Raw genomic sequence first — 21,938 nt, 5'->3', positions numbered from 1 at the left:
GCCCCAGGGCCAGCACGCCGCCGGCGATCACCTTGCCGGCGAGCAGCGCCCGGACCGGCACGGCGGCCACGAGGATCTCCACGATCCGGGTCTGCTTCTCCTCGGTCACGCTCTGCGCGATCTGCACCCCGAAGAGCTGGGAGGTGAAGAAGAACGTCATGGCGAAGGCGAACGGGACGAGGAACGCGGCCAGCGGGTCGAGGACGTCGGGGTCCAGCAGTTGCACCGGCGGCTCGGTGCTCAGCGCGCGGACCACGTCGTCGGGACGCTCGTCGAGGGCGAGGACCCGCGGGCCGGCGACCACCGCCGCGTCGACGTCGCCGTCGCGGACCAGCCGCTCGGCGGCGGCGTCGTCGGCGACCGGGCGGACGTCCAGGCCGGCCTGGCGCAACGCGTCGGCGGCGGCCGGCGTGGACGCCGCCACCGACGTGGGCCCGCCGGCGAGCAGGGCCGGGAGGATGGCCGAGCCGGCGGCGAAGAGCAGGAAGAACAGCGTACTGATCAGGAAGGTCTTGTCGCGCAGCTTGACGCGGATCTCGCGGGCGGCGACCAGGCGGGCGGCGGCGAAGGTGGTCACTGGGTCAGCTCCCGGAAGATCTCGGCGAGGGAGGGTGCGACGGGGCGGAAGGCGCGCACCGGGCCCCGGTCCAGCGCGGCGTGCAGGAGGCGCTGGTCGTCGTGGCCGGGCGCGAGGTCGAACACGGCGCGGGCGCCGTCGAGGTCGACCAGGGTGATCCCGGGCTGGTCCCGCAGCCACCCGAGGTCGTCGTCCGCGACCAGCTCGTAGCGGTGCCGGGTGTACGCCGCGCGCAGCTCGTCGCGCGGGCCGGCGGCGCGGACGGCGCCGTCGGCGATGACCACCAGGTCGTCGCAGAGGCGCTCCACCACGTCGAGCTGGTGACTGGAGAACAGCACCGGCACGCCCGCGGCGGCCCGCTCGCGCAGCACGGCCACGAGGGTGTCGACGGCTGCCGGGTCGAGCCCGGAGAACGGCTCGTCGAGCACCAGCACATCGGGGTCGTGGACCAGGGCGGCGGCGATCTGGGCGCGCTGCTGGTTGCCCAGGGACAGCGTCTCCACCAGGTCGCCGGCCCGTTCGCCGAGCCCGACCCGGTCGATCAGGTCCGTGGTGTTGGCGCGGGCCTGCTCGGCGGTCAGACCGTGCAGGCGGCCGAGGTAGACGAGTTGGTCGCGGACGCTCATCTTCGGGTACAGGCCGCGTTCCTCGGGCAGGTAGCCGAAGCGGCGGCGGGACTGCGGGGTTAGCGGGGCGCCGCGCCAGGTGACGGTGCCGGAGTCGGGCGCGAGCACGCCGAGGATGATCCGCATGGTGGTGGTCTTGCCGGCGCCGTTGGCGCCGACGAAGCCGGTCATCCGGCCGGCCGGGACGTCGAAGGAGACGTCGGTGAGGACCCGCCGGTCGCCGAAGCTGCGACTGACCCCCTCGACGCGGAGCAGGTTGATCATGCGCTCGACGCTAGCCGTCGGCGGGGTCTCCTGCCGTCCGGCCGGAGGCGGACCCCGGCGTCCGCCACGGGGTGGACCGGCTCACCCGCCGGGGCGCACCACCCCGTGCTCGTACGCGAAGACCACCGCCTGCGTGCGGTCGCGCAGCCCGAGCTTGGCCAGCACCCGGCTGACGTGGGTCTTCACCGTGGCCTCGCCGAGGTACAGCGCGGCGGCGATCTCGGCGTTGGTGACGCCACGGCCCAGCAACTCCAGCACCTCGCGCTCGCGCGGGGTCAGCCCGTCGAGCAGGGTCGGGTCGGTCCGGGGGGCGCGGCCGGCCGGAGCGGCGAAGGTGGCAATGACCCGTCGGGTGATCTCCGGGGCGAGCAGGGCGTCGCCCCGGTGCAGGATGCGCACAGCGTCGACGAGATCCTCGGGGGTGCCGTTCTTGAGCAGGAACCCGCTGGCCCCGGCCTGGAGGGCGGCGAAGAGGTAGTCGTCCCGGTCGAAGGTGGTGAGGATGAGAACGGCCGGCGCCCCGGGGACGGCGGTGATCCGGCGGGTGCCCTCCAGGCCGTCCACGCCCGGCATCTCCACGTCCATCAGCACGACGTCGGGGCGCAGCGTGGCGGCCAGTTCAGCGGCCCGCGCGCCGTCGGCTGCCTCGCCGACCACCCTGATGTCGTCCTCCACCTCGAGGATGACCCGGAAGCCGGTGCGGACGAGGCGCTGGTCGTCGGCGAGCAGGACCCGGATGGCGCTCACGCCGCCCTACCCACGGCCGGTCTGGTCAGCGGTAGGCGTGCCCGGACGCGGAAGCCGTCGCCGGTGCGGGGGCCGGTCTCCAGTTCACCGTCGTGGGCGGCGACCCGTTCGCGCATGCCGATCAGTCCCATTCCTGCGGGGTTGGGCGGGGCGGCTGCGCGGCCGTCGTCGCTGACGTCGACCTCCAGTTGGCTGGCGAGATAGCGGACACGTACGTCGATCATGCTCGCCCCGGCGTGCTTGACGGTGTTGGTGACGGCCTCCTGCACGACCCGGTACGCGGTGTGCGAGACGGGGCCGGGCAGCGGGACGGGGTCGCCGTAGACGCCGACGTGGGTGCGCAGGCCGGCGGCGCGGGCGTTGTCCAGCAGCTCGGGGATCCGGTCGACGCCGGTCGTCGCGGGCCGTTCGTCCGGTTCCGCGCCATCGGGTTGGCGCAGCAGGCCGAGCATCCGGCGCAGCTCGTCGACGGCGCTGCGGGCGCTCTGCTCGATCGCGCCCAGGGCGGTGCGGGCCTTGGCGGGGTCGCGGTCCAGGACGCGCCGCGCCGCGGCGGCCTGCACGCCCATGACGGAGACGTGGTGGGCCACGGAGTCGTGCAACTCCCGGGCGATGCGGACCCGTTCGGTGAGGATGGCGCGTTCGTGGGCCTCGGCCCGGGAGCGGCGCAGCTGCTCGGCCTGGGCCGCGAGCTGGTGTTCGCGGCGGGCGGCGGTCCACGCGGTCTCGCCGAAGAAGTACGCGAAGCCGAAGATGAGAACGTTGAGCAGCACGCCGTTGACGATGGCGGCGAGCACGGGTGGCACCGGGCCTGCGGCGTCGGCGAACGCGCCGGGCGGCAGGTCGGAGAAGCTGATCGCGTACGCCAGGGCGATCCAGGCGAACATGGCGGCGATGACGGCGATCCGGATGGCGCGCGAACGGCGTCGGTCGGGTCCCCACGCCCCGAGGGTGTAGATCGCGGCGAACAGGGCGCCGGAGGAGAGCTGTGCCTCGGGGGTGGAGCGGACCTGGCCGGCGATGAACGCGACCGCGACGACCACGGCGACCGCCTCGGGCCGCCGACGTCGCCAGGCCAGCGGGAGGGTGACCGCGACCGACCAGAGGAGCCGCTCGGGCCACGACGGCGGGTCGCCGAACATGAACACGCCCGCGCTGCTGGTCAGGGTGAGGTTGAACAGCGCGACGACCGCGACGGCCAGCCCGACGTACAGGTCGTGTCGTTGCTGTTCGGGGGTGGGGCCGGGGCGGCGCCACGCGTCGTCGGCGATCGTCGGGGCGGTGTTCACCCGTCGGACCCTCTCACGAGCCGGGGGTGAGGGTGGGACGGGCCCTGCCCCCTGCTCCTGGCGGGGTGTGTGGTGCGTCAGCCGTGACGGGCATCACCCGGCGGATCCCTCGTCCGTCGAAAGCAGCACCCCGATCTCACCGGCCGGCATGACGATCGGCGGCGTCCCGGCTGACACCGTGACAGGGTCAGTCGCGCCGCAACAGGGGACCACATGACCGCAGCCGCCACCGCCACTCCCGCTCCGACCGCCACGCCCCGGATCGCCCTGCTCGATGTCCTGCGGGGGGTGGCGATCCTGGGGACGCTGGCCACCAATGTGTGGATCTTCGCCGCCCCGGGTTCGGAGGCCCGGTTCCTGGCCGACGCCGCCGCGGTGTCGGCCACCGCCGACCTGTCCGGCGGACCGGTCGCCGTCGTCGTCGAGGCCGTGTTCCGGTTCCTCGCCAACGGCAAGTTCCTCGCGCTGCTCACCGTCCTGTTCGGGGTCGGCCTCGCGATCCAGCACCGCTCGGCGCTGGCCGGCGGCAGGGCGTGGCCGGGCCGCTACGGCTGGCGGGCCCTGCTGCTGTTCGTCGAGGGCACGCTGCACTTCGTCCTGGTCTTCGCCTTCGACGTGCTGATGGGGTACGCGGTGACGGCGCTGCTGGTGGCGTGGCTGCTGGCCCGCTCCGAGCGGGCGCAGCGGGTGACGATGTACGCGGCGGGCGCGCTGCACGTGGTCCTCATGACGCTGCTCACCCTCGCCCTGGCGCTCGCCCCGCCCACCGGCGAGCCCGGTTCCGCAACCGAGGAGGCCGCACCCGCACGGCTGTTCACCGAGGGCAGCTATCTCGCGCAGGTCGACTTCCGGCTGGTCAACTGGCTGCCGCTGCGCGCCGAGCCGATCCTCAGCTTCGCGCTGCTGGTCTTCCTCTTCCTGCTCGGGGTGCGCCTGTTCCGGGCCGGCGCGTTCGAGGCCGACGACCGGGGCCGGACGGTGCGCCGGCGGTTGCTCCGCCTCGGGCTGGGTGTCGGGCTCCCGCTGAACGCCGCGACCACGCTGGCCGGGCCGGAGCTGTTCCTGATCGACCGGTACGTCTGCGCGCCGCTGCTGGCGCTGGGCTACCTCGGCCTGGTCGGGGTGCTGCTGGAGCACCGGAGCCGCTCGGGCCCGGTGACGGCCGGGCTGACCGCGGTGGGTCGTACCGCGCTGTCGTCCTATGTCCTGCAGAACGTGCTCTGCGTCGTGCTCTGCTACGGCTGGGGGCTGGGGCTGGCCTCGGCCTGGCCGGGGGCCGAACCCTGGTGGGTGCTGGCTCTCTGGGCGGGGGTCAGCGGCACGCTGGTCCTGGTGGCGCGCTGGTGGACGGCCAGGTTCGGGCGGGGCCCTCTGGAGGCGGCCCAGCAGGCGGCATTGCGCCGGCTGGAGCGGCGGCGGTCCTGATTCCGCCAGCAAGGGCCGCCGCAGGTGACCAGCCGCAGCGCCACGTGGTCGGCGGGCGACGGCGGCGGTCCGTCGGCGGAGGCCAGGGCGAACACCCCGGCCACCGCCAGGGGCGTGTCGCGCCCGTCGGTACGGTGGCCGGGTGACGGACGCAGGCGGGTACCGCGAACTGGGCGAGGCGGGGTGGGCGTGGGTGCTCGGTCAGGTCCGCGAGCAGGACGGTCCGTGGCTGCCGGAGTCGGTCTCCGACGGCGGGCCACCGGGCGACCCGGCCGGGGACCGCGACTCGCTGTACGCGGGGATCGCCGGGCTGGCCCCGGTCCTGGCCGAGGTCGAGCGGCACCGGGCGCTGTCGGACGCCGAGCGGTCCCTCGCGGCGGGAATCGTGAACCGGCTGTCGGCCGGGGCGGCGGTGCGCGCCGAGCCGTCCCTGAGCGACGGGCTGGCCGGCGACGTGGTCGCGCTGCGCCTGCTCTCCCCCGGACGGGAGGGGATCGCGCTGCGCCGGCTCGCCGAGCTGCGCACCCCGGCGGGGTGGGACACCACCCTGGACCTCGGGCCGGACCACCGGGGGCCACTCACCGACCTGATCATGGGTACGGCCGGTGTGGTGCTGGCCGCCGCCTGGGCGGGTGGGAACGACGCCGCCGGAATCATGTCGACCGGCGGGGAGGCGCTGCTGCGGGTGGCCGAGCCGACCGCCGCCGGGCTGGACTGGCGCCTGCGGCCGGGGCACCCGTCGAGCACGCCGAACTACTCGCACGGCACGGCGGGGGTGGCCACGGCGCTGGCGGTCGCCGGGCACGCGCTGGGCCGGGACGAGTTCCTCGACGCTGCCCGCGCGGGCGCCCGGCACCTACTCACCGTCGGCTGCCTGGACGACGACGGTTTCGTCGTGCCGCACACGATCCCCGCCTCGCGGCGGGAGGTGGAGCCGGTGACGTACGGCTGGTGCCACGGGCCGACGGGGACGTCGTACCTGTTCGCCGCGCTGGCCTTCGCCGGGGTGGAAAAGGTCGCCGGGTTCGCGGTCGGTGAGCTGCGGGAACGCTGCCTGCGTTCGGTGCTCGCCGCCGGGCTGCCGCGCCGGCTGCGCCCGGGTTTCTGGGACAACGACGGCCGCTGCTGCGGCACCGCGGGGGTCGGCGACATGCTGCTCGACGCCGCCCAGGGCTGCCCCGATCGGGCCGGGGCGGAACTGCTGCTGCGGTCCGCCCGGACCATGGGCGACGCGCTGGTCGAGCGGGCGGTCCTCGACGACGCCGGCGCCCGGTGGCGATTCGTGGAGCACCGGCGGGATCCGCCACTGCTTCCGCCGGGGACGGCCTGGATGCAGGGTGCCGCGGGGATCGCCGCGTTCCTGCTGCGCCTCGCCCGGGTGTGCGAGGCCCCGACCACCGCCGTCGTCGTCGACCGACCCGAGCAGTGGTGGGCCGTCCCGCAGCGGCTGCGCGTCGCGGCCGCCGATGGTGGTGGCGGCGCGACGGTGTGCGGGCGGCCGGGACCGCGACCCCGGTGAGCGGCCGTCGGTGCGGGTCCGCGCAGGGGCGGGGTGGGTCGGTCGTCACTCGGGGGCGGTCGGGCCCAGCAGCCGGATCTCCTCGATGTCGAGGGCGGCCTGGAGTTCCCGCAGCACCGTGTCGTCGATCTCGTTCGCGTCGCGCAGCCGGGTGATCTCGCGGCGCTTGCGTTCCAGGACCGCCAGCCGCAGCCGGCGCTCGAGGTCGCGGGCCCGCTCGGACTCCTCCCCCACGGCGGCCCGCATGTCGTCGAGGTGGGCCTGGTAGTCGACGCGCACCCGGTCGACGGCCTCCGGCGCCGCGCCCAGCCCGCCCGCAACCTCCGGCAGCGCCGCCAGCCCGACCTCGGCGGCCCGCAACCGGGCCCGGCGGGCCTCGTCGACCCGCTGCTGGTCCCCGACGAGGCCCGCCCAGCGGACCACGAGCGGGAGGGTGGTGCCCTGGATCAGCATGATCAGCACGATCACCACGGCCGTGCAGAAGATGATCAGGTCACGCTCGTGGACCGGATGCCCGGCCGGGGTGGACAGCGGCACCGCGAGCGCCGCGGCCAGGGACACCGCGCCTCGGAAGCCGGCCCAGCCGGCGGCCGTGCGGATTCGCCAACTGACCCGTAGGGCCCGCTGCGACCTGCGGCGGTCGATCAGCTCCAGCAGGTACGCCGACAGGTGCAGCCAGGCCATCCGGGTCGCCAGCACCGTGGTGGCGACCAGCACCGCGATGACCAGCGCCCGCGCCAGGGACGTGCTGGTGACCCCGCGCAGCGCGCGGGGGATCTGCATCCCGAGCAGCACGAACAGGCCACCGTTGATCAGGAAGGTGCTGAGGTCCCAGAAGGCGAAGGCCGCCACCCGGGAGGGCGCGCGGACCACCCGGGGCCCGGCGTAGGCGAGCACCAGACCCGCGACCACCACGGCGAGCACGCCGCTGGAGTGCAGTTCCTCGGCGATCAGGAACGCGACGAACGGGGTGAGCACGCTGAGCGTGCCCTCCCGGAGCGGATCGTCGAGGCGGCGGCGTACCAGGACGACCAGGCCGCCGACCACCAGCCCGGCCGCGACGCCGCCGAGGAACGATCCGGCGACCCGCTCCAGGAGCGGGAGCGGTCCGGGCGGGGCACCGCCGGTGATCAGGCCGACCGCGACGGCGAAGAGGACCAGCGCGGTGCCGTCGTTGATCAGGCTCTCCGCGCGCAGGATGTTGAGGAACCGGCGGGGCAGCCGCTTGGCCAGGCCGGCGACGGCGGCGGCGTCGGTCGGGGCGAGCACCGCGCCGAGCACCCAGGCCGCCGGGCCGGCCACCCCGACCGCCTGCGCGACCACCGCCACCGCGACCATGGTGACCGCCACCAGGGCCACGGCGAGCAGGACGATGACCACCAGGTTGGCGCGGATCTCCCGCAGGCTGACGGTGAGGCTCTCCCGGTAGAGGATCGCCGGCAGGAACAGCAGCAGCACCACGTCCGGTTCGAGCACCACGTCGGACAACGGCGGGGCGAGCGCCAGCAGCGCGCCCATGCCGATGAGCAGGACGGGCGGCGCGACGCGGTAGCGCCCGCCGAGGGTGGTGCCGACCAACACGGTGGCCGCCAGCACCACGATCAGCACGAGCCCTTCCACGTCGTCCCCTCGTCGCCCCTCACCGTCGGCGTGCGGCCGGCCGGGTCGGGAGGTCCCGGGGCGCCCGCCCCACCATGGTTCTACGGCGGCCGGATGCCGGAGGCTGGAACCGGCCTATTGGCGCGACCGGCGGCGGTGAGTGGTGGGCGACGGCGGACGGGGCGGCGGCCTCCTCGCGGGCAGCATGAAATAGGTCGGCAACGATTGACAAAGTTTGGATCCTCAACTTAATCTGCGGTGCAAATCGGGCGTCGTCCCACGCCCGCGGCGGCGCCCCGGCGTGGTCGATCGAAGCGGCAGCAACTGTCCCCGGCAAGGAGTGTCATGACCGGTATGCGAGGCACCGTACGACGAACACGATGGCGGATCGGCGTGGTCACCGGCGCCGTCGCGCTCCTGGTGGCCGGCCTCGGGATGACAACGGCGGGCAGCGCGCAAGCGGCGTCCGGCTGCCGGGTGGCGTACCAGGTCAGCAGCCAGTGGCAGGGCGGGTTCGGCGCCAACGTGGGCGTCACCAACCTCGGCGACCCGCTCAACGGCTGGCAGCTGACCTGGACCTTCCCCTCCGGCCAGCGGGTCACCCAGGCCTGGAACGCCACGGTCACCTCCGCCGGCAACGCCGTGACCGCCGCGGACGTCGGCTACAACGCCGCCATCGCCACGAACGCGACCGTGTCGTTCGGCTTCAACGGGTCGTGGTCCGGCGCGAACACGAACCCCACGTCGTTCGCGCTCAACGGCGTCGCCTGCACCGGCAGCACCGGCCCCACCACCGCGCCGCCAACCAGCACGCCCCCGCCCACCACGCCCCCGCCGGCCGGTGACGCGATGGCCGCCGTGGCCGCCATGCAGCCCGGCTGGAACCTGGGCAACTCCCTCGACGCCACCGGCGCCGACGAGACCTCCTGGGGCAACCCGCGGATCACCGAGGCGCTGCTGGACAACGTGAAGGCGCAGGGCTTCAAGAGCATCCGCATCCCCGTCACCTGGAGCGCACACCTGGGCGGCGCGCCGGGCTACACCATCGAGGCCGCCTACCTGAACCGGGTCAAGGAGGTCGTCGGCTGGGCGCTCGCCGACGGGTTCTACGTGATGGTCAACATCCACCACGACTCGTGGCAGTGGATCGCCAACATGCCGACCGACCGCAGCGGAGTGCTGGCCCGGTACAACGCGATCTGGACCCAGCTGGCCAGCTCCTTGCGCAGCTCGTCGCCGAAGCTGGTGTTCGAGAGCGTCAACGAGCCGCAGTTCACCGGCAGCTCCGGCGACGCCCAGAACGCGACGCTGCTCACCGAGCTCAACACCTCGTTCCACACCATCGTGCGGCAGTCCGGCGGCAACAACGCCACGCGACTGCTGGTCCTACCGACCCTGCACACGTCCTCCGACCAGCCGCGCGTCGACGAGCTGCTGACCACCTTCAACGCCCTGCGCGACCCGAACCTCATCGCCACCGTGCACTACTACGGCTACTGGCCGTTCAGCGTGAACATCGCCGGCGGCACCCACTTCGACGCGACCGCGCAGAAGGACCTCACCGACTCATTCGACCGGGTGTACAACGCCTTCGTGGCCAAGGGCATCCCGGTGATCCTCGGCGAGTACGGCCTGCTCGGCTTCGACCGCAACACCGGCACCATCGAGCAGGGCGAGAAGCTCAAGTTCTTCGAGTACCTGGGCCACTACGCGCGCACCAAGAAGATCACCACCATGCTGTGGGACAACGGTCAGCACCTCGGCCGGACCACGTTCCAGTGGAGCGACCCGGAGCTGATCGCGCAGCTCAAATCGAGCTGGACCACCCGCTCGGGCACCGCCTCGACGGACCTGGTGTTCAACGCCAAGGCCAGCCCGATCACCGCCAAGGCGATCACCCTGAACCTCAACGGCACCTCGTTCCTGGGGCTGCGTCAGGGCAACACCGACCTCGCCCAGGGCACCGACTACACCGTCAGCGGCAGCCAGCTCACGCTCACCGCGTCCGCGCTGACCCGGCTGAGCGGCAACCGGGCGTACGGGGTCAACGCGGTGCTGTCCGCCCGGTTCTCGCAGGGCGTCCCGTGGCGGATCAACGTGCTCACCTACGACCGGCCGATCCTGGGCAACGCCACCGGGACGACCGCCTCCTTCGCCGTCCCCACCCAGTTCCGGGGCGACCAACTCGCCACGATGGAGGCGAAGTACGCCGACGGGAGCAACGCCGGCCCGCAGAACTGGACATCGTTCAAGGAGTTCGACCGGACGTTCGCGCCGAACTACGGCACCAACGTGATCACCCTGACCTCCGACTTCTTCGCCGAGGTGAACGACAACGCGCCGGTGACCCTCACCTTCCACTTCTGGAGCGGCGAGAAGGTGACGTACAAGGTCACCAGGTCCGGCAGCGCGGTCACCGGCACCGTCGGCTGATCCCGGCCGAACCGGCGCGGCCCGGTCGTACCTGACGTGGGGGGCGACCGGGCCGCGCCGTCGGCACCCGACCGGGCACCGCCCCGGCGCTCCGGCCGCCTCGACCCGGTCCGGGCGCCTCGACCCGGTCCGGGCGCCTCGACCCGGTCCGGGCGGTCAGGAAAAGCGTTCGATCGTGACCGGGATGAGCCCCTGCATCCGCAGCGTCGTGGTCAGCTCGCGCAGCAGCGGCCCGAGCGGGCCGCCACCGCTGGCGGAGAGGTCGGCGATCAGGTCGAGGCACCAGGGGCCACCGCCGCCGATCCGGCGCAGGTGCCAGGTGAAGGAGTCGGCCCCGACCCGGCGGGCGGCAACCCCGATGATCCGCGCCTCCGGGTCGGCCGGGTCACCCGTGCTCGCCATCCGCCAGACGCCGCCGAGGTTCGCCAGCCCGTCCGGGCGCAGGTCGGCGGCGAACAGGACCCGGTAGACGCGGCGGTCGCGCGGCCCGGTCCCGGCCGGGCGGGGGTCGAGCCGCAGCGGGGCCGCCGTGGACAGCGGCTGCCCGTCGTGGAAGTGGCCGCGCAGCGCCTCCTCGCCGGGCAGCTCGCCGCCGCCGAGCCGACGGTAGGCGGTCACCGCCTCGTGCCGCGGCACCCCGATCACCCGACGGCGCAGCTCGGCGTCCACCCGGATGCTCCGGCTGAAGGCCGCGCAGTCCCACCAGTGGCCGTCCGCCGGCGTCCACGCGGCGGAGTCGAGGCGCACCGCCGCGCAGTCCTCACCGAGCACGAACTCCTCGACGACGAGCCCTTCCGGTGCGGCGGCGCTCCCGCCCGGGCCGTCGGGGTGGACGAGGTAGTAGTCGAGCGCCGGCTGCGGTACCCGGGCGGCCGGCCCGGACCGGTGCGCCGCCGTGAGATCCGGCGGCGCACCGCCGGGCCGGCTCTGCTCCGCGTGCCATGTCGTCACCACCGCATTGTCGGCCGGGGCCACGCGCAGTCCCGGCCGCCGCGCCGTACGCCTCGCCGGGCGACAGCGGGCGGCCCCGCCACCGCAAGTCCACCCCCGACAACATCTTTCACCCATCGGTCGAAACATTTCTTCAACACGTCCGACTCTTGCATGCGACAGTCCGCTGCTGACACGATGGCCGTCGATGCATCTGTGGGACAACCGAAAGGAGCAGGGCCATGGCGGTGTCCCGTCGGAGGCTGATCGGATCCCTCGCAGCGGGTTCCGCCCTCGCCGCCGTCTCCCCGACCGACCTGGTGTCAACCCTTCGCGGCGCGGCTTTCGCGGCCAGCCCGCCCGGCGACGTCGTCGGCAAGATCTCGGTCGGCTACCAGGGCTGGTTCAGCTGCCCCGGCGACGGGGCGCCGATCGGCGGCTGGTGGCACTGGAGCCGCGACCGGTTCCAGCCCCCCGCGCCGGCCAACACCACCATCGTCTCCTGGCCGGACATGCGGGAGTACGCCCGTGGCTACTCCACCGCGTACCCGGCCCTGGGCAACGGCCAGCCGGCGCAGCTCTTCTCCTCCTACGACCAGCAGACGGTCGACACCCACTTCCGCTGGATGCAGGAGTACGGCTGCGACACCGCCGCCCTGCAACGGTTCAACCCGGTCGGCGACGAAGGGCCCACGCGCGACGCCATGACCGTCAAGGTCCGCGGCGCGGCCGAGCGCTTCGGCCGCAAGTTCTACATCATGTACGACGTCACCGGCTGGACGTCGATGCAGACCCAGATCAAGGACGACTGGACCAACCGGATGTCCGCGCACACCGCCTCCCCGGCGTACGCCCGGCAGAACGGCCGGCCCGTGGTCTGCATCTGGGGCTTCGGCTTCAACGACGACGGCCGCCCCTTCGCGCCCGCCCCCTGCCTCGACGTCGTCAACTGGTTCAGGGCCCAGGGCTGCTACGTCATCGGCGGCGTGCCGACCTACTGGCGGCAGGGCATCAACGACTCCCGGCAGGGCTTCTCCGAGGTCTACCACGCGTTCCACATGATCTCGCCGTGGATGGTCGGCCGCACCGGCACCCTGGACGGGCTCGACTGGTTCCACACCAACGTCAACGTCCCCGACCAGGCCGACTGCGCCGCGCACGGCATCGACTACCAGCCCTGCGTGCTGCCGGGTGACCTGTCGTCCGGGCACCGCCGCCACGGCGACTTCTACTGGCGGCACCTCTACAACCTGACCCGGCTCGGCGCCCAGGGCCTCTACGTGTCCATGTTCGACGAGTTCAACGAGGGCAACCAGATCGCCAAGACCAGCGAGACGCAGGCCACCACCCCGGCGGGGGCGGGCATCCGCGCGCTGGACGAGGACGGCACCGCCTGCTCCGCCGACTACTACCTGCGGCTCACCGCCGACGGCGGCCGGATGTTCAAGGGTCAGCTCGCCCTCACCGCCGTACGGCCGACGCCACCCGTGCTCGGCGGTGGCCCCCCGCCCGGCGGCGACCTCGCCGCGGGCCGGCCGACGTCGGCGAGCAGCCAGAACGGCGGGTACGTCGCCAGCAACGCCGTCGACGCCGACCGGGGCAGCTACTGGGAGTCCACCAACGGCGTCTTCCCCCAGTGGTGGCAGGTCGACCTCGGCGCGGCCCACCAGGTGGCCCGGATCGTGCTGCGGCTTCCGCCCGCCGCCGTCTGGCAGCGGCGTACCCAGACGCTGTCGGTCGAGGCGAGCCCGGACGGCGCCGGGTGGACGACCCTCGTCGCGTCGGCCGGGCGGGTCTTCGACCCGGCCACCGGCAACCAGGTGACGCTCACCGTGCCGGCCACGCCGGCCCGGCACGTGCGGATCCGCTTCACCGGCAACACCGGCTGGCCGGCGGCCCAGCTGTCCCAGCTGGAGGTGTACGCCGGCTAGCGGCGGGCGCGGCGTCCCCCGCGCCCGACGCAGCACACCGCCGGCCACCGCGCGCCGGCTCCCACCACCCCCACGGAGAAGAGTCACCCATGTCCCGGAGCATCATCCCGGCGTCGCGGTGGTCGCCGCGCCGACCGCCTCGACGCCGTCCCCCGGCGGTCGTCGCCTCCGCCGTCGCGCTCGCGACCGCCCTCGGCCTCCTGGCCGGGGCGCCCGGCCCGGCCGCCGCCGGCCCCGCCACCGCCGGCGGGCCCGTGGTGACCCGGGCCGGTCTCGACCCGGGGCTGGTCTCCGGGCGCGGGGCCGACGTCGGGTTCGTCGAGCAGGAGGCGGAGAACGCCACCACGAACGGCGAGGTCATCGGCCCCGACCGCACCGCCTACACCCTGCCGGCGGAGGCCTCCGGCCGCCGGGCGGTCCGACTGACCCCCGGCCGGTACGTCGAGTTCACCCTCCCGAACGCGGCCAACGCGATCACCGTGCGCTACAGCATCCCGGACGCGCCGGGCGGCGGCGGCATCACCGCGCCGCTGGACGTGGCGGTCAACCAGCGGCGGGTCCGGACGATGACCCTCACCTCGCAGTACGCGTGGCTCTACAACCAGTACCCGTTCTCCAACGACCCGGCCGCCGGGCTGCTGCACCCGGACTGGTGGATCACCGAGTGCGGGTGCGTGCCGTCGGCCACCACCCCGTACCCGAGCATCCCCACCCCCTTCCGCCCCAGCCACTTCTACGACGAGCAGCGCCTGCTGCTCGGCCGCACCTACCGGGCGGGCGACCGGATCCGGCTCACCGTCCCCGCCGGCAGCAACGCCGCGTGGACCGTGATCGACCTGCTCGACTCCGAGCTGGTCGGCCCGCCGCGGGTCCGGCTCGCCGCCGCGAACGTGCTGGCCTTCGGCGCCGACCCGACCGGCCGGCGCGACTCGGCCTCCGCCCTGGACCGGGCCATCGCCTTCGCCCGGCGGGCGGACCTGCCGGTCTACCTGCCGCCGGGCACCTACCAGGTGAACCGGCACATCATCGTCGACGACGTGACGATCGAGGGCGCCGGCAGCTGGTACACGATCATCAGGGGACGGGAGGTCGCGCTGCCGACGCCCGCCCCGGACGGCTCGGTGCACACCGGCGTCGGCTTCTACGGCCGCGACGCCGCCGACGGCGGCAGCCGCAACGTGCACCTCTCCGGTTTCGCCATCGAAGGCGACGTCCGCGAGCGGATCGACACCGACCAGGTCAACGCGATCGGCGGCGCGATGAGCGACTCCACCATCGACGGGCTGCACCTGAGGCACACGAAGGTGGGCGTCTGGTTCGACGGGCCGATGAGCGGCGTGCGGGTCACGAACACGGTCATCGTCGACCAGATCGCCGACGGGCTGAACTTCCACACCGGCGTCACCGACTCGCTGGTCGCCCACACCTTCGTCCGCAACTCCGGCGACGACGGGCTCGCGATGTGGTCGGAGAAGGTCGGCAACGCCCGCAACAGGTTCGACCACAACACCGTGCAGTCGCCGGTGCTCGCCAACGGCATCGCCCTGTACGGCGGCACCGACAACACCGTGTCGAACAACCTGGTCGCCGACCCGGTACGGGAGGGCAGCGCGATCCAGATCGGGTCCCGCTTCGGCGCGGAGGCGTTCACCGGGCGGCTGCTGATCACCGGAAACACCACCGTCCGCGCCGGCACGTACGAGCTGAACTGGAAGATCGGGCTCGGGGCCATCTGGTTCTACGCGCTCGACCGGGACATCGACGCGACCGTCGAGGTGGTCGGCGACCACTACCTCGACAGCACGTACAACGCCGTCATGCTGGTCAGCGACTGGCCGGTGAAGGACCTCTACTCGGTCAGGAACGTCCAGTTCCGCGACATCCGGGTCGACGGGGCGGGCACGTCGGTGGTCAGCGCCCGCTCGGCCGGCTCCGCCTCGTTCCGCAACGTGGACGCCCGCAACGTCGGCGCGGTCGGGGTCAACAACTGCGGGTCGTTCCACTTCACCCCGGCCGGCTCCGAGTTCACCCTCACCGACCTCGGCGGCAACGACGGCGGCTGGCTCGCCCCGTGGCTGCTGCCGAACACCATCACCTGCGACGACCGCCCGCCGGTCGTACCGCCGCCGCCACCGGCGTCCTGGTGAGACGCGGCCGGCGGGCGGTGGTGGAAGGGCCCACCGGAGGCACGCTCTCGGTGATGGCCACGAGGGGGCGCGCGACAACGGAGATCTAGGATGGGCGTATGGCGCGGACACAGGGCATCACGTTCCCGCAGGTGGTGACCTACGACGGACTGCCCGGGTCTGCGGGCGGTGCGCACTCGCTTCGCGCCAAGCATCCTGCCGAGGCATTCCAGCGCCTGCAGAGCTTCGTCCATGCCTGCACCGAACCGGTGTCGTCAGCATCGTGGGCGTTCGAGGTCTTTGCAGGCGGACCGCCCGCCTCGACCGAGCAGCTGGTAGCGCTCGCCACCGAGCACTTCGGCGGCCCCCGCCATCGTGCGCGAACCCACACGGAATGGAACGTTCCACCCGAGTCCGGGGACCACGCACTCGATGTCCTCGTCGCCGTCGGCCCCGACGCGGTCACGACTTACGGACGTTCCCTGGCCGCGCTGACCTACAGCACGCCCGTGCGCCTCATCGACCCGGACGCCCGCACCCCGTACCCCGACATCACCCCTGACGCCTTCGGTCGCTTCGCCGTGGACGGGTACGGCCGGCTTCTGGGCGACTCAGGCGTACGCGCGACCCTCGGCACCGCAGCGTCCTCACTCTCCCTGTGGCTCAACCTGCCCGCCGACCAACGACTGTCCCCCGGTGCTCGTCATCTGCAAGGCCATCTCCCGTTCCGGCTGTCCGCGAAACACTGGCGCCTCTGGCGCCCCACCCGGAGCGGCGACTCCTACCGCGCCACCAAGATTCCCTCGCCCATGTGATGGGCACGTAGGATCGCCGCTATGGCTTTGGGTCCCGGGCTTGTCGCGTGCATCGAACGCGCGGTCGATCGCTACGGTCCCGGGCGCCCTGTTCCCGCTGCGGAGCTTCGCAACCGGCTCGAAGCCTTGGATCTCGTGCCGGACGAGGACTACGAGGAGTTCGTGGGCCGCTGGGGCGGCTGTTTCGTGGGCGTACCGGTCCACGCATGGGACAACGCCTCGACCCTGGGGCGGGAAAGCTGCATCGAGTTGACGGCCTGGGCGCGTGACGCTCATGGAGCCCTCATCGACGGTGTCGTGATCGCCGACGACGGATCAGGGAATCCCATCTGGATCGCGTCCAACGGAGCGGTCCGCCTCGTCGACCACGACAACGGCAACAGGGTCGTGCAGCTCGCTCAGGATTTCAAGACTCTGCTCGAAGACAACGTCCACGACTGACTCCACGCATCCGACGCCCGTCGCCGACGACACGCGGCACCCGGGCGACGGGCGGCTCAGCAGAACCAGCCGTCCTGGACCCAGCCGCGCCGGTTGAGGTGCCCATAGGCGAATCCGTAGACGTAGCCGCCGCTGCGCGGGCCCTCTACCAGGAACGTCTGGCCCTGGTAGAGGGTGCCCATCCACGCCCCGTTCGGCTGGGTGCGCACGAACAGGTCGCCGGCGCACACGGTCTCGCGTTCCCCAATGGTGCCGTTCGCGGCCCGGGCCGGGGCCGGAACGGCGACCGCCACGGCGACCGTCACGGCCGCCACCAGCGCCGCGATCCGGGGCCACGATCCGCCGCTCACCACGAGTCGTACCCCCCGACGCACTCGATCCGCAGGTATCCCCAGTCGTTGGGGCCGAAGTCGAAGGCGGCGGCCCAGCCGTTGTAGACCGGGTGGGCGCCCGGCGTGTGCCCGATCTTGTTGCCGTACGTCAGGGTGCGCTTGAGCCCGGACGGACCGCCGGCCGAGTCGTAGTTGTCGTAGAAACTCGCGGTCTGGCAGACGACGACGGCGTGCCGGGGCACCACCGGGGCTGCCGATGCGGCGACGCCGGCCAGCGGGGCCAGCAGGACTCCGGCGGCCAGCGAAGTGGCCAGGCGCGGTGACGACGGGCGCATGTGTCCCCCCACGGGGTCTCGGCTGAGCCGACACCCTACCAGAAAATTAGACGTATATCTATGTCTTGCTCGCCCGCCACCCCACTCCCTCGAAGCCACGCTCCCGCAGCCGGCGCGGGAGACGGCCCGGTGCCCGCCGTCGCGGATGCGGTCAGGGCAGGGCCAGGTCGACCGCCGCCGCGGCGGCCAGGTCGAGGACCGCGTCGCCGTGCGGGCTGCGTACGGTCAGCCGTTGCCCGGCCGCCGCGACGAGCCGCGCCCGCAGGCCGTCGGGGGTCCAGGTCAGCTCCTCGACGGTCACCCCGCCCCGGCAGGTGACCCCCCGCACAGCGCCCCGGGCCAGGGCGGCCGGCGCGGCGGGCAGCAGCCACAGCACGCCGGGCCGGGAGTGCACCAGCGCCTCGACGAGCACGGCGGGCAGGGTGTGCGCCGCGTCGGCGTTGTAGATCTCCAGATCCGGATTGTGCGAGCTCATCAGCGAGCGGAAGAACATGTCGTTGCCGATGATCTTCAGCAGGTTTCCGGCGACCAGCGCGGGGTCCCGCAGCCGGGCCGCGACCAGCGCCCGGTGCAGACTGCCGTGGGCGGAGAGGTTCTCGTCGCCGCGCAGCACCAGCGCGCGGTGCGCGGCGACGGCCAGCTCGGGGGTGTCATCAGGGTTGATCTCGTCCAGGGGCCACACCGGGTAGAGATGGCTGACGTGCCGGTGCTCCTCGTCGCCCCGCTGGCCGGGCCAGGCCCACTCGGCCAGCGCCCCGCGCTCGTCGACCCGGTACGCGGGCAGCCGCCCGCGCAACCCGGCCCACCGGTCCACGCCCGTCGCCTCGGCGGCGGTGGCCAGGGCGTGCCGGGCGGCGGCGATGTCCATCGTGGCGTTGACCGCCAGGTACACCGGCCGGCCGTCGGCGTCGGGCGGGCCGGTCTCGGGCGAGAACGACGGCACGACGACCACCGCGCCGCAGGAGTCGGTGACGGTGAGGAAGTCCTCGAAGAAGACGGCCGCCTCCTCCAGCCAGCCGGCCAGCTCGCCCAGCGGCTCCCCGGTCACCCGGTGGTGTTCCCACAGGGGGTACAGCAGCCAGTCCGCCCCGGCGAGCCACGCCGCCCACGGCCAGTCGGCCCGGAAGTGGAACAGGTTGCCGTGCTCGCCGTCGGTGCGGCCCGGCGCCAGCAGCCCTCGGACGCCGTAGATCGCCGCCGCGTTGCGCCGCCAGTCGTCGACCTGGCCCCGGACCAGCGCGGCGTGGGCCGCCGTCACCTCGGGCAGCGCGCCGATGTTGGCCCCGGCCAGTTGCAGGTTGAGGTTGGCGTCGGTGGTGAAGTCCCCCGCCCACGCCGCGCCCCACGCGCCCAGCCACAGGCCGGTGAGCCGGGGCGGCAGCACCCCGCTGGCGCTGACCAGCAGGTACCGGCCGGAGTGGAACAGCCGCTCCAGCAGCGCCGGCAGGAGCAGGTCCCGGTCGGCGTGCTGCCGGGCGAGCAGCTCACCGACCGGCAGCTCCCGCTCCTCGGCCGACACCCCGAGGTCAAGGCTCACCCGCCGGTAGATCGGCGTGTGCACCGCGACGTGCCGGGCCAGCAGCTCGGTGTAGTCCGCCCCGGAGCGGGCCACCAGGGCCTCCTCCAGCTCGACCGTCCGCCAGGGTGCCGCGTCACGGCGGTCGAGCACGGTGGTCAGCAGGGTCGGGCCGCGCACCGCCACCCGGTCCCCCACGACCCACGCGTCGCCCCGGACGAGGGTCAACCCCTCGAACCCGTACGCGCCGTCGCCGTCGGGCGGGTACAGCCCGCGGATCCGGAGGAAGACGTGCTCGCCCCGGCGGTACGCGGCGGTCTCGTAGCGCACGTCGGCCGGGCGCTCGGGCAGGTCGCCGGTGAGCCCGATGACACACCCGGGCATCTCGACGTGGGTAACCGCGATCGCGTCGGCCCGCGAGACGAACGCCCTCCGGCGCCCGCCGTCCCACTCGACGACGACCTCCCCGGTGGTGAACTCGGTCCCGCGCCGGTAGTCCGCGGGCGCCGGCCCGTCGGGCGGTTGCGCGGTCGCGTCGATGGTCATGGCGTACCCCGGGTGGAACGGCTGGGTCCAGCGCAGCTCCCGCCCGTCGGCGAGCACCGCCGCGGCCTCCGCGCGCCGGCCGGCGAGGACGAGTTCCCGCACCTCGGGCAGCCGGTCGGCGAGCTGCGGCGGCCGGGCGTGACGGGTGCCGTTGGGCAGCACGAAACGGTGGTGGTTGAACACGATCCGCTCGGCGTACGGGGCGCCGGAGACCATGATCCCGCACTCGCCGTTGCCGGAAAGGAACGCGTCCTCCCAGCGTGCTGCCGGGGCCGTGTCCCAGATCCGGTGGGCGGACGCGGGCATGGTGTCCGCCATCGACGTGTCCGCCATCGACGGCGTCTCCTTCCGGTCACCGACCCGACATCATCTTCCGGTCACCGACCCGGCGGGACGGCGCGCTCGGCGGGCATCCGGACACCGGTGACAATCCCGAGCGATCGTGAATCCTATGCGCTCATCCGCACTCTTGCATCAACGTGGACCACTGCCGTCCAGCGCGGACGAGCCGGACGCCCGGCTCCGGATCGGCGACGTCGGGGCACTCCACGCGCCGGACACGGCCCATCGCCGACCCCACGCTGGAGCATCGGCCCGATGCCCGCCCGCGAGGCCCCGCCTGCGTCGAATGTCCGGATCGGCGCGCCCGTGGGTGTGACCGGGGGCATCCGTCCGGCGGAACATGGGCCGGCCCGGGGTCGTTACACATGGCAGACGATCGAGTAGCGCACCCCGCTGCTGAACCGCCCGACCCCCCGTGACCCCTCGGGGAATGCGGGTCGGCCGCCGGTCGTTACACATGGACCCGCCGCCACCAGCACCCCCCGGGTGCGGTGAGCCGCCGGACCGACCTACCCCCTTGATCTGTTGGGCGCCTCGACGTGGTGCTCACACCCCCGCCCCTCCCCAAGGGGCGGCGTGTGTCGACCCCCGATAGGAGACACCCCCATGAACACGATCATGCGTAAGAGCGTTCTCGGAATCGCTGGACTCGCCTTCGCCGGCGGCGTGTTCGCCGGCCCCGCCACCGCCCACGCCACCCCCACCACCGAATCCACCCCGACCGCTGTCGCCGTGCAGGCCGACAAGCCGGGCCTCGACAAGGCCAAACTGATCCCCCACGGCGTGCAGGGCGACCAGTCCCGCATCCAGCTTGACGACGAGCAGACCGCCAACGTCAAGGCGATCATCGCCGCCACGAAGAAGGCCGGCATGGACGAACGGGCCGCCGTGGTCTCCATCGGCACCGCCCTGCAGGAGTCGAAGCTGGAGAACCTGGGTCACCTCGGTGACCGCAACGACCACGACTCGCAGGGCCTGTTCCAGCAACGCCCGACCTCCGGCTGGGGCACGGTGGAGCAGATCACCGACCCCGAGTACTCGACCCTGGCGTTCCTCAAGGGTCTGAAGCAGGTCGACGGATGGCAGGACATGCCCCTGACCAAGGCCGCGCAGACCGTGCAGGTCTCCGCCTACCCCGACCACTACGCCCAGTGGGAACAGCAGGCCGCCGACCTCGTCGCCCAGCACTGGAACAGCTGACCCCCGCACCACCGAACAGCCAACCGGCCGGGCCCCCGAGAACGGGGGCCCGGCCAGCGGCGTGTCCACGACCGACTCGGTCGCCGTCAGCGGCGGGGTTGGCGGGAGATCCCGGTAGGAGTCAGCAGGGCCGAGGCGGCGAACCGCAGCAGGGGCAGGTAGATCCGCACGGAGTCGGTGACCGACCCGAAGTGCGACGAGGCGTTGTCGTTCACGTACGTGGTGGCGATCGTGGTCTGCTCGATGGGCTGGCCGGCCCGGGCGGCGTACAGCAGGACGTTCATCTCGTACTCGAATCGCTCGCCGGGGATCGTGAGCAACCAGTCGAGCAGGCCGTGCGGGTACGCCCGCAGCCCCGTCTGGGTGTCCCGCACGGGGCGCCCGGTCGCGGCGCGGAACAGCACCCTGGTGAGGCCGTTGCCGGCCCTGCTGCGCACCGGCACCTCGCCGTCGAACCGCCGTACGCCCAGCACCATCACGCCGGTCTCCTCGACGCGCCCGGCCACGCGCAGGACATCGGCGACGCCGTGCTGGCCGTCGGCGTCGGCGCACACCACGTCGTGGCCCGGACACTCGCGCGCGATATGCCGGAACCCCGTCCTCAGGGCCACGCCCTTGCCCCGGTTCGTCCCGTGCCGCAGGACGGTGCAGCCGAGGTCCCTCACCGCGTCGAGGACCCGGGCGGACTTCGGTCCGCTGCCGTCGTCCACCACGACGACGTGGACGCCGGGAGCGGCGTCGCGCAGCTCGGCGACGAACTCGGGCAGGCGGGGACCCGGCTCATACACCGGGGCGAGGACGATCACCGCCGCCCGCCAACGCCGCGTCCGGATACGCCGTGCCCGCCGACGCCACGTCCGGGCGTGCCCGCGGCGGCAGCGCACCTGGCGCGTCCGCCCGAAGGACCGTCCATCCTGTCCACGTGACCTCCTCGATGTCGCCGCG

Annotated in this window: 18 protein-coding genes (1 of these 18 only partly in view); 8 read left to right on the top strand and 10 right to left on the bottom strand. The window is 73.3% G+C overall.

Annotated elements, in window-relative coordinates:
* The 4 genes from ACQPZO_RS14100 to ACQPZO_RS14085 form a co-directional block, all read right to left on the bottom strand.
* Positions 1–577 carry the 5' portion of an ABC transporter permease gene (locus tag ACQPZO_RS14100; RefSeq protein ID WP_433350452.1) on the bottom strand. The gene continues 491 nt to the left of window position 1, outside the view, so only the first 577 of its 1,068 coding nucleotides appear in the window; its start codon is at positions 575–577; its stop codon lies off the left edge, out of view.
* Positions 574–1,467, bottom strand: coding sequence for an ABC transporter ATP-binding protein (locus ACQPZO_RS14095; protein WP_433350450.1), 894 nt, complete (start codon positions 1,465–1,467; stop codon positions 574–576). Before ACQPZO_RS14095 ends, ACQPZO_RS14100 begins: the two co-directional genes overlap by 4 nt.
* An 81-nt stretch (positions 1,468–1,548) precedes the next feature.
* On the bottom strand, positions 1,549–2,214 hold the full coding sequence (locus ACQPZO_RS14090) for a response regulator (RefSeq protein ID WP_405109308.1): 666 nt from the start codon (positions 2,212–2,214) through the stop codon (positions 1,549–1,551).
* Positions 2,211–3,503, bottom strand: coding sequence for a sensor histidine kinase (locus ACQPZO_RS14085; protein ID WP_433350447.1), 1,293 nt, complete (start codon positions 3,501–3,503; stop codon positions 2,211–2,213). The genes ACQPZO_RS14090 and ACQPZO_RS14085 overlap by 4 nt, the downstream gene beginning before the upstream one ends.
* Positions 3,504–3,716: 213 nt before the next feature.
* Between ACQPZO_RS14085 and ACQPZO_RS14080 the strand changes: the two genes are divergently transcribed.
* Positions 3,717–4,928, top strand: a complete 1,212-nt coding sequence (locus ACQPZO_RS14080; protein WP_433350446.1) for a DUF418 domain-containing protein — start codon at positions 3,717–3,719, stop codon at positions 4,926–4,928.
* A 142-nt stretch (positions 4,929–5,070) separates the two neighbouring features.
* Positions 5,071–6,447 carry a lanthionine synthetase LanC family protein gene (locus ACQPZO_RS14075; protein ID WP_433350444.1) on the top strand — a complete coding sequence of 459 codons (1,377 nt, stop codon included), beginning with the start codon at positions 5,071–5,073 and terminating at the stop codon, positions 6,445–6,447.
* A gap of 45 nt (positions 6,448–6,492) precedes the next feature.
* On the opposite strand, the gene ACQPZO_RS14070 is transcribed toward ACQPZO_RS14075, so the two are convergent.
* The gene (locus tag ACQPZO_RS14070) at positions 6,493–8,067 is read right to left on the bottom strand and encodes a Na+/H+ antiporter (protein ID WP_433350443.1); all 1,575 of its coding nucleotides are present in this window, start codon (positions 8,065–8,067) and stop codon (positions 6,493–6,495) included.
* A gap of 324 nt (positions 8,068–8,391) precedes the next feature.
* On the opposite strand from ACQPZO_RS14070, the gene ACQPZO_RS14065 reads away from it, so the two are divergent.
* Positions 8,392–10,479 (top strand): cellulase family glycosylhydrolase, encoded by a 2,088-nt coding sequence (locus tag ACQPZO_RS14065; protein ID WP_433350442.1) that lies wholly within the window; start codon positions 8,392–8,394, stop codon positions 10,477–10,479.
* Between the two features lie 156 nt (positions 10,480–10,635).
* Here ACQPZO_RS14065 and ACQPZO_RS14060 read toward each other — a convergent pair whose 3' ends face one another.
* A complete protein-coding gene (locus ACQPZO_RS14060) occupies positions 10,636–11,430 on the bottom strand; it encodes a hypothetical protein (protein WP_433350440.1) in 795 nt (264 codons plus the stop codon).
* A 221-nt stretch (positions 11,431–11,651) separates the two neighbouring features.
* Between ACQPZO_RS14060 and ACQPZO_RS14055 the strand changes: the two genes are divergently transcribed.
* The 4 genes from ACQPZO_RS14055 to ACQPZO_RS14040 all read left to right on the top strand — a co-directional run bounded on the left by ACQPZO_RS14055 (position 11,652) and on the right by ACQPZO_RS14040 (position 16,722).
* Positions 11,652–13,340, top strand: coding sequence for a discoidin domain-containing protein (locus ACQPZO_RS14055; protein WP_433350438.1), 1,689 nt, complete (start codon positions 11,652–11,654; stop codon positions 13,338–13,340).
* An 89-nt stretch (positions 13,341–13,429) separates the two neighbouring features.
* Positions 13,430–15,487, top strand: coding sequence for a glycosyl hydrolase family 28-related protein (locus ACQPZO_RS14050; protein ID WP_433350436.1), 2,058 nt, complete (start codon positions 13,430–13,432; stop codon positions 15,485–15,487).
* 98 nt (positions 15,488–15,585) lie between these two features.
* Positions 15,586–16,281: a hypothetical protein gene (locus ACQPZO_RS14045; RefSeq protein ID WP_433350434.1), complete on the top strand. Its 696-nt coding sequence runs from the start codon at positions 15,586–15,588 to the stop codon at positions 16,279–16,281.
* Between the two features lie 21 nt (positions 16,282–16,302).
* Entirely contained in the window at positions 16,303–16,722 is a 420-nt protein-coding gene (locus tag ACQPZO_RS14040) for a hypothetical protein (protein ID WP_433350432.1), read from the top strand.
* A gap of 56 nt (positions 16,723–16,778) precedes the next feature.
* Here the strand turns inward: ACQPZO_RS14040 and ACQPZO_RS14035 are convergent, their stop codons facing one another.
* The 3 genes from ACQPZO_RS14035 to ACQPZO_RS14025 form a co-directional block, all read right to left on the bottom strand.
* Positions 16,779–17,072, bottom strand: a complete 294-nt coding sequence (locus ACQPZO_RS14035; RefSeq protein ID WP_433350430.1) for a hypothetical protein — start codon at positions 17,070–17,072, stop codon at positions 16,779–16,781.
* Positions 17,069–17,389 carry a hypothetical protein gene (locus tag ACQPZO_RS14030; protein ID WP_350889368.1) on the bottom strand — a complete coding sequence of 107 codons (321 nt, stop codon included), beginning with the start codon at positions 17,387–17,389 and terminating at the stop codon, positions 17,069–17,071. Before ACQPZO_RS14030 ends, ACQPZO_RS14035 begins: the two co-directional genes overlap by 4 nt.
* 151 nt (positions 17,390–17,540) lie before the next feature.
* Positions 17,541–19,784 (bottom strand): glycosyl hydrolase family 95 catalytic domain-containing protein, encoded by a 2,244-nt coding sequence (locus tag ACQPZO_RS14025; RefSeq protein ID WP_433350428.1) that lies wholly within the window; start codon positions 19,782–19,784, stop codon positions 17,541–17,543.
* Positions 19,785–20,399: 615 nt separating this feature from the next.
* Between ACQPZO_RS14025 and ACQPZO_RS14020 the strand changes: the two genes are divergently transcribed.
* Positions 20,400–20,993, top strand: a complete 594-nt coding sequence (locus ACQPZO_RS14020; protein WP_433350426.1) for a hypothetical protein — start codon at positions 20,400–20,402, stop codon at positions 20,991–20,993.
* 86 nt (positions 20,994–21,079) lie between these two features.
* Here the strand turns inward: ACQPZO_RS14020 and ACQPZO_RS14015 are convergent, their stop codons facing one another.
* The gene (locus ACQPZO_RS14015; RefSeq protein WP_433350424.1) at positions 21,080–21,781 is read right to left on the bottom strand and encodes a glycosyltransferase family 2 protein; all 702 of its coding nucleotides are present in this window, start codon (positions 21,779–21,781) and stop codon (positions 21,080–21,082) included.
* Positions 21,782–21,938: the final 157 nt, after the last annotated feature.

Origin of the sequence: Micromonospora sp. CA-111912 (assembly GCF_050948415.1) — a bacterium.
In the GTDB taxonomy this organism is placed as follows: Bacteria; Actinomycetota; Actinomycetes; order Mycobacteriales; family Micromonosporaceae; genus Micromonospora.
This window is presented reverse-complemented; position numbering and strand designations above follow the sequence as displayed.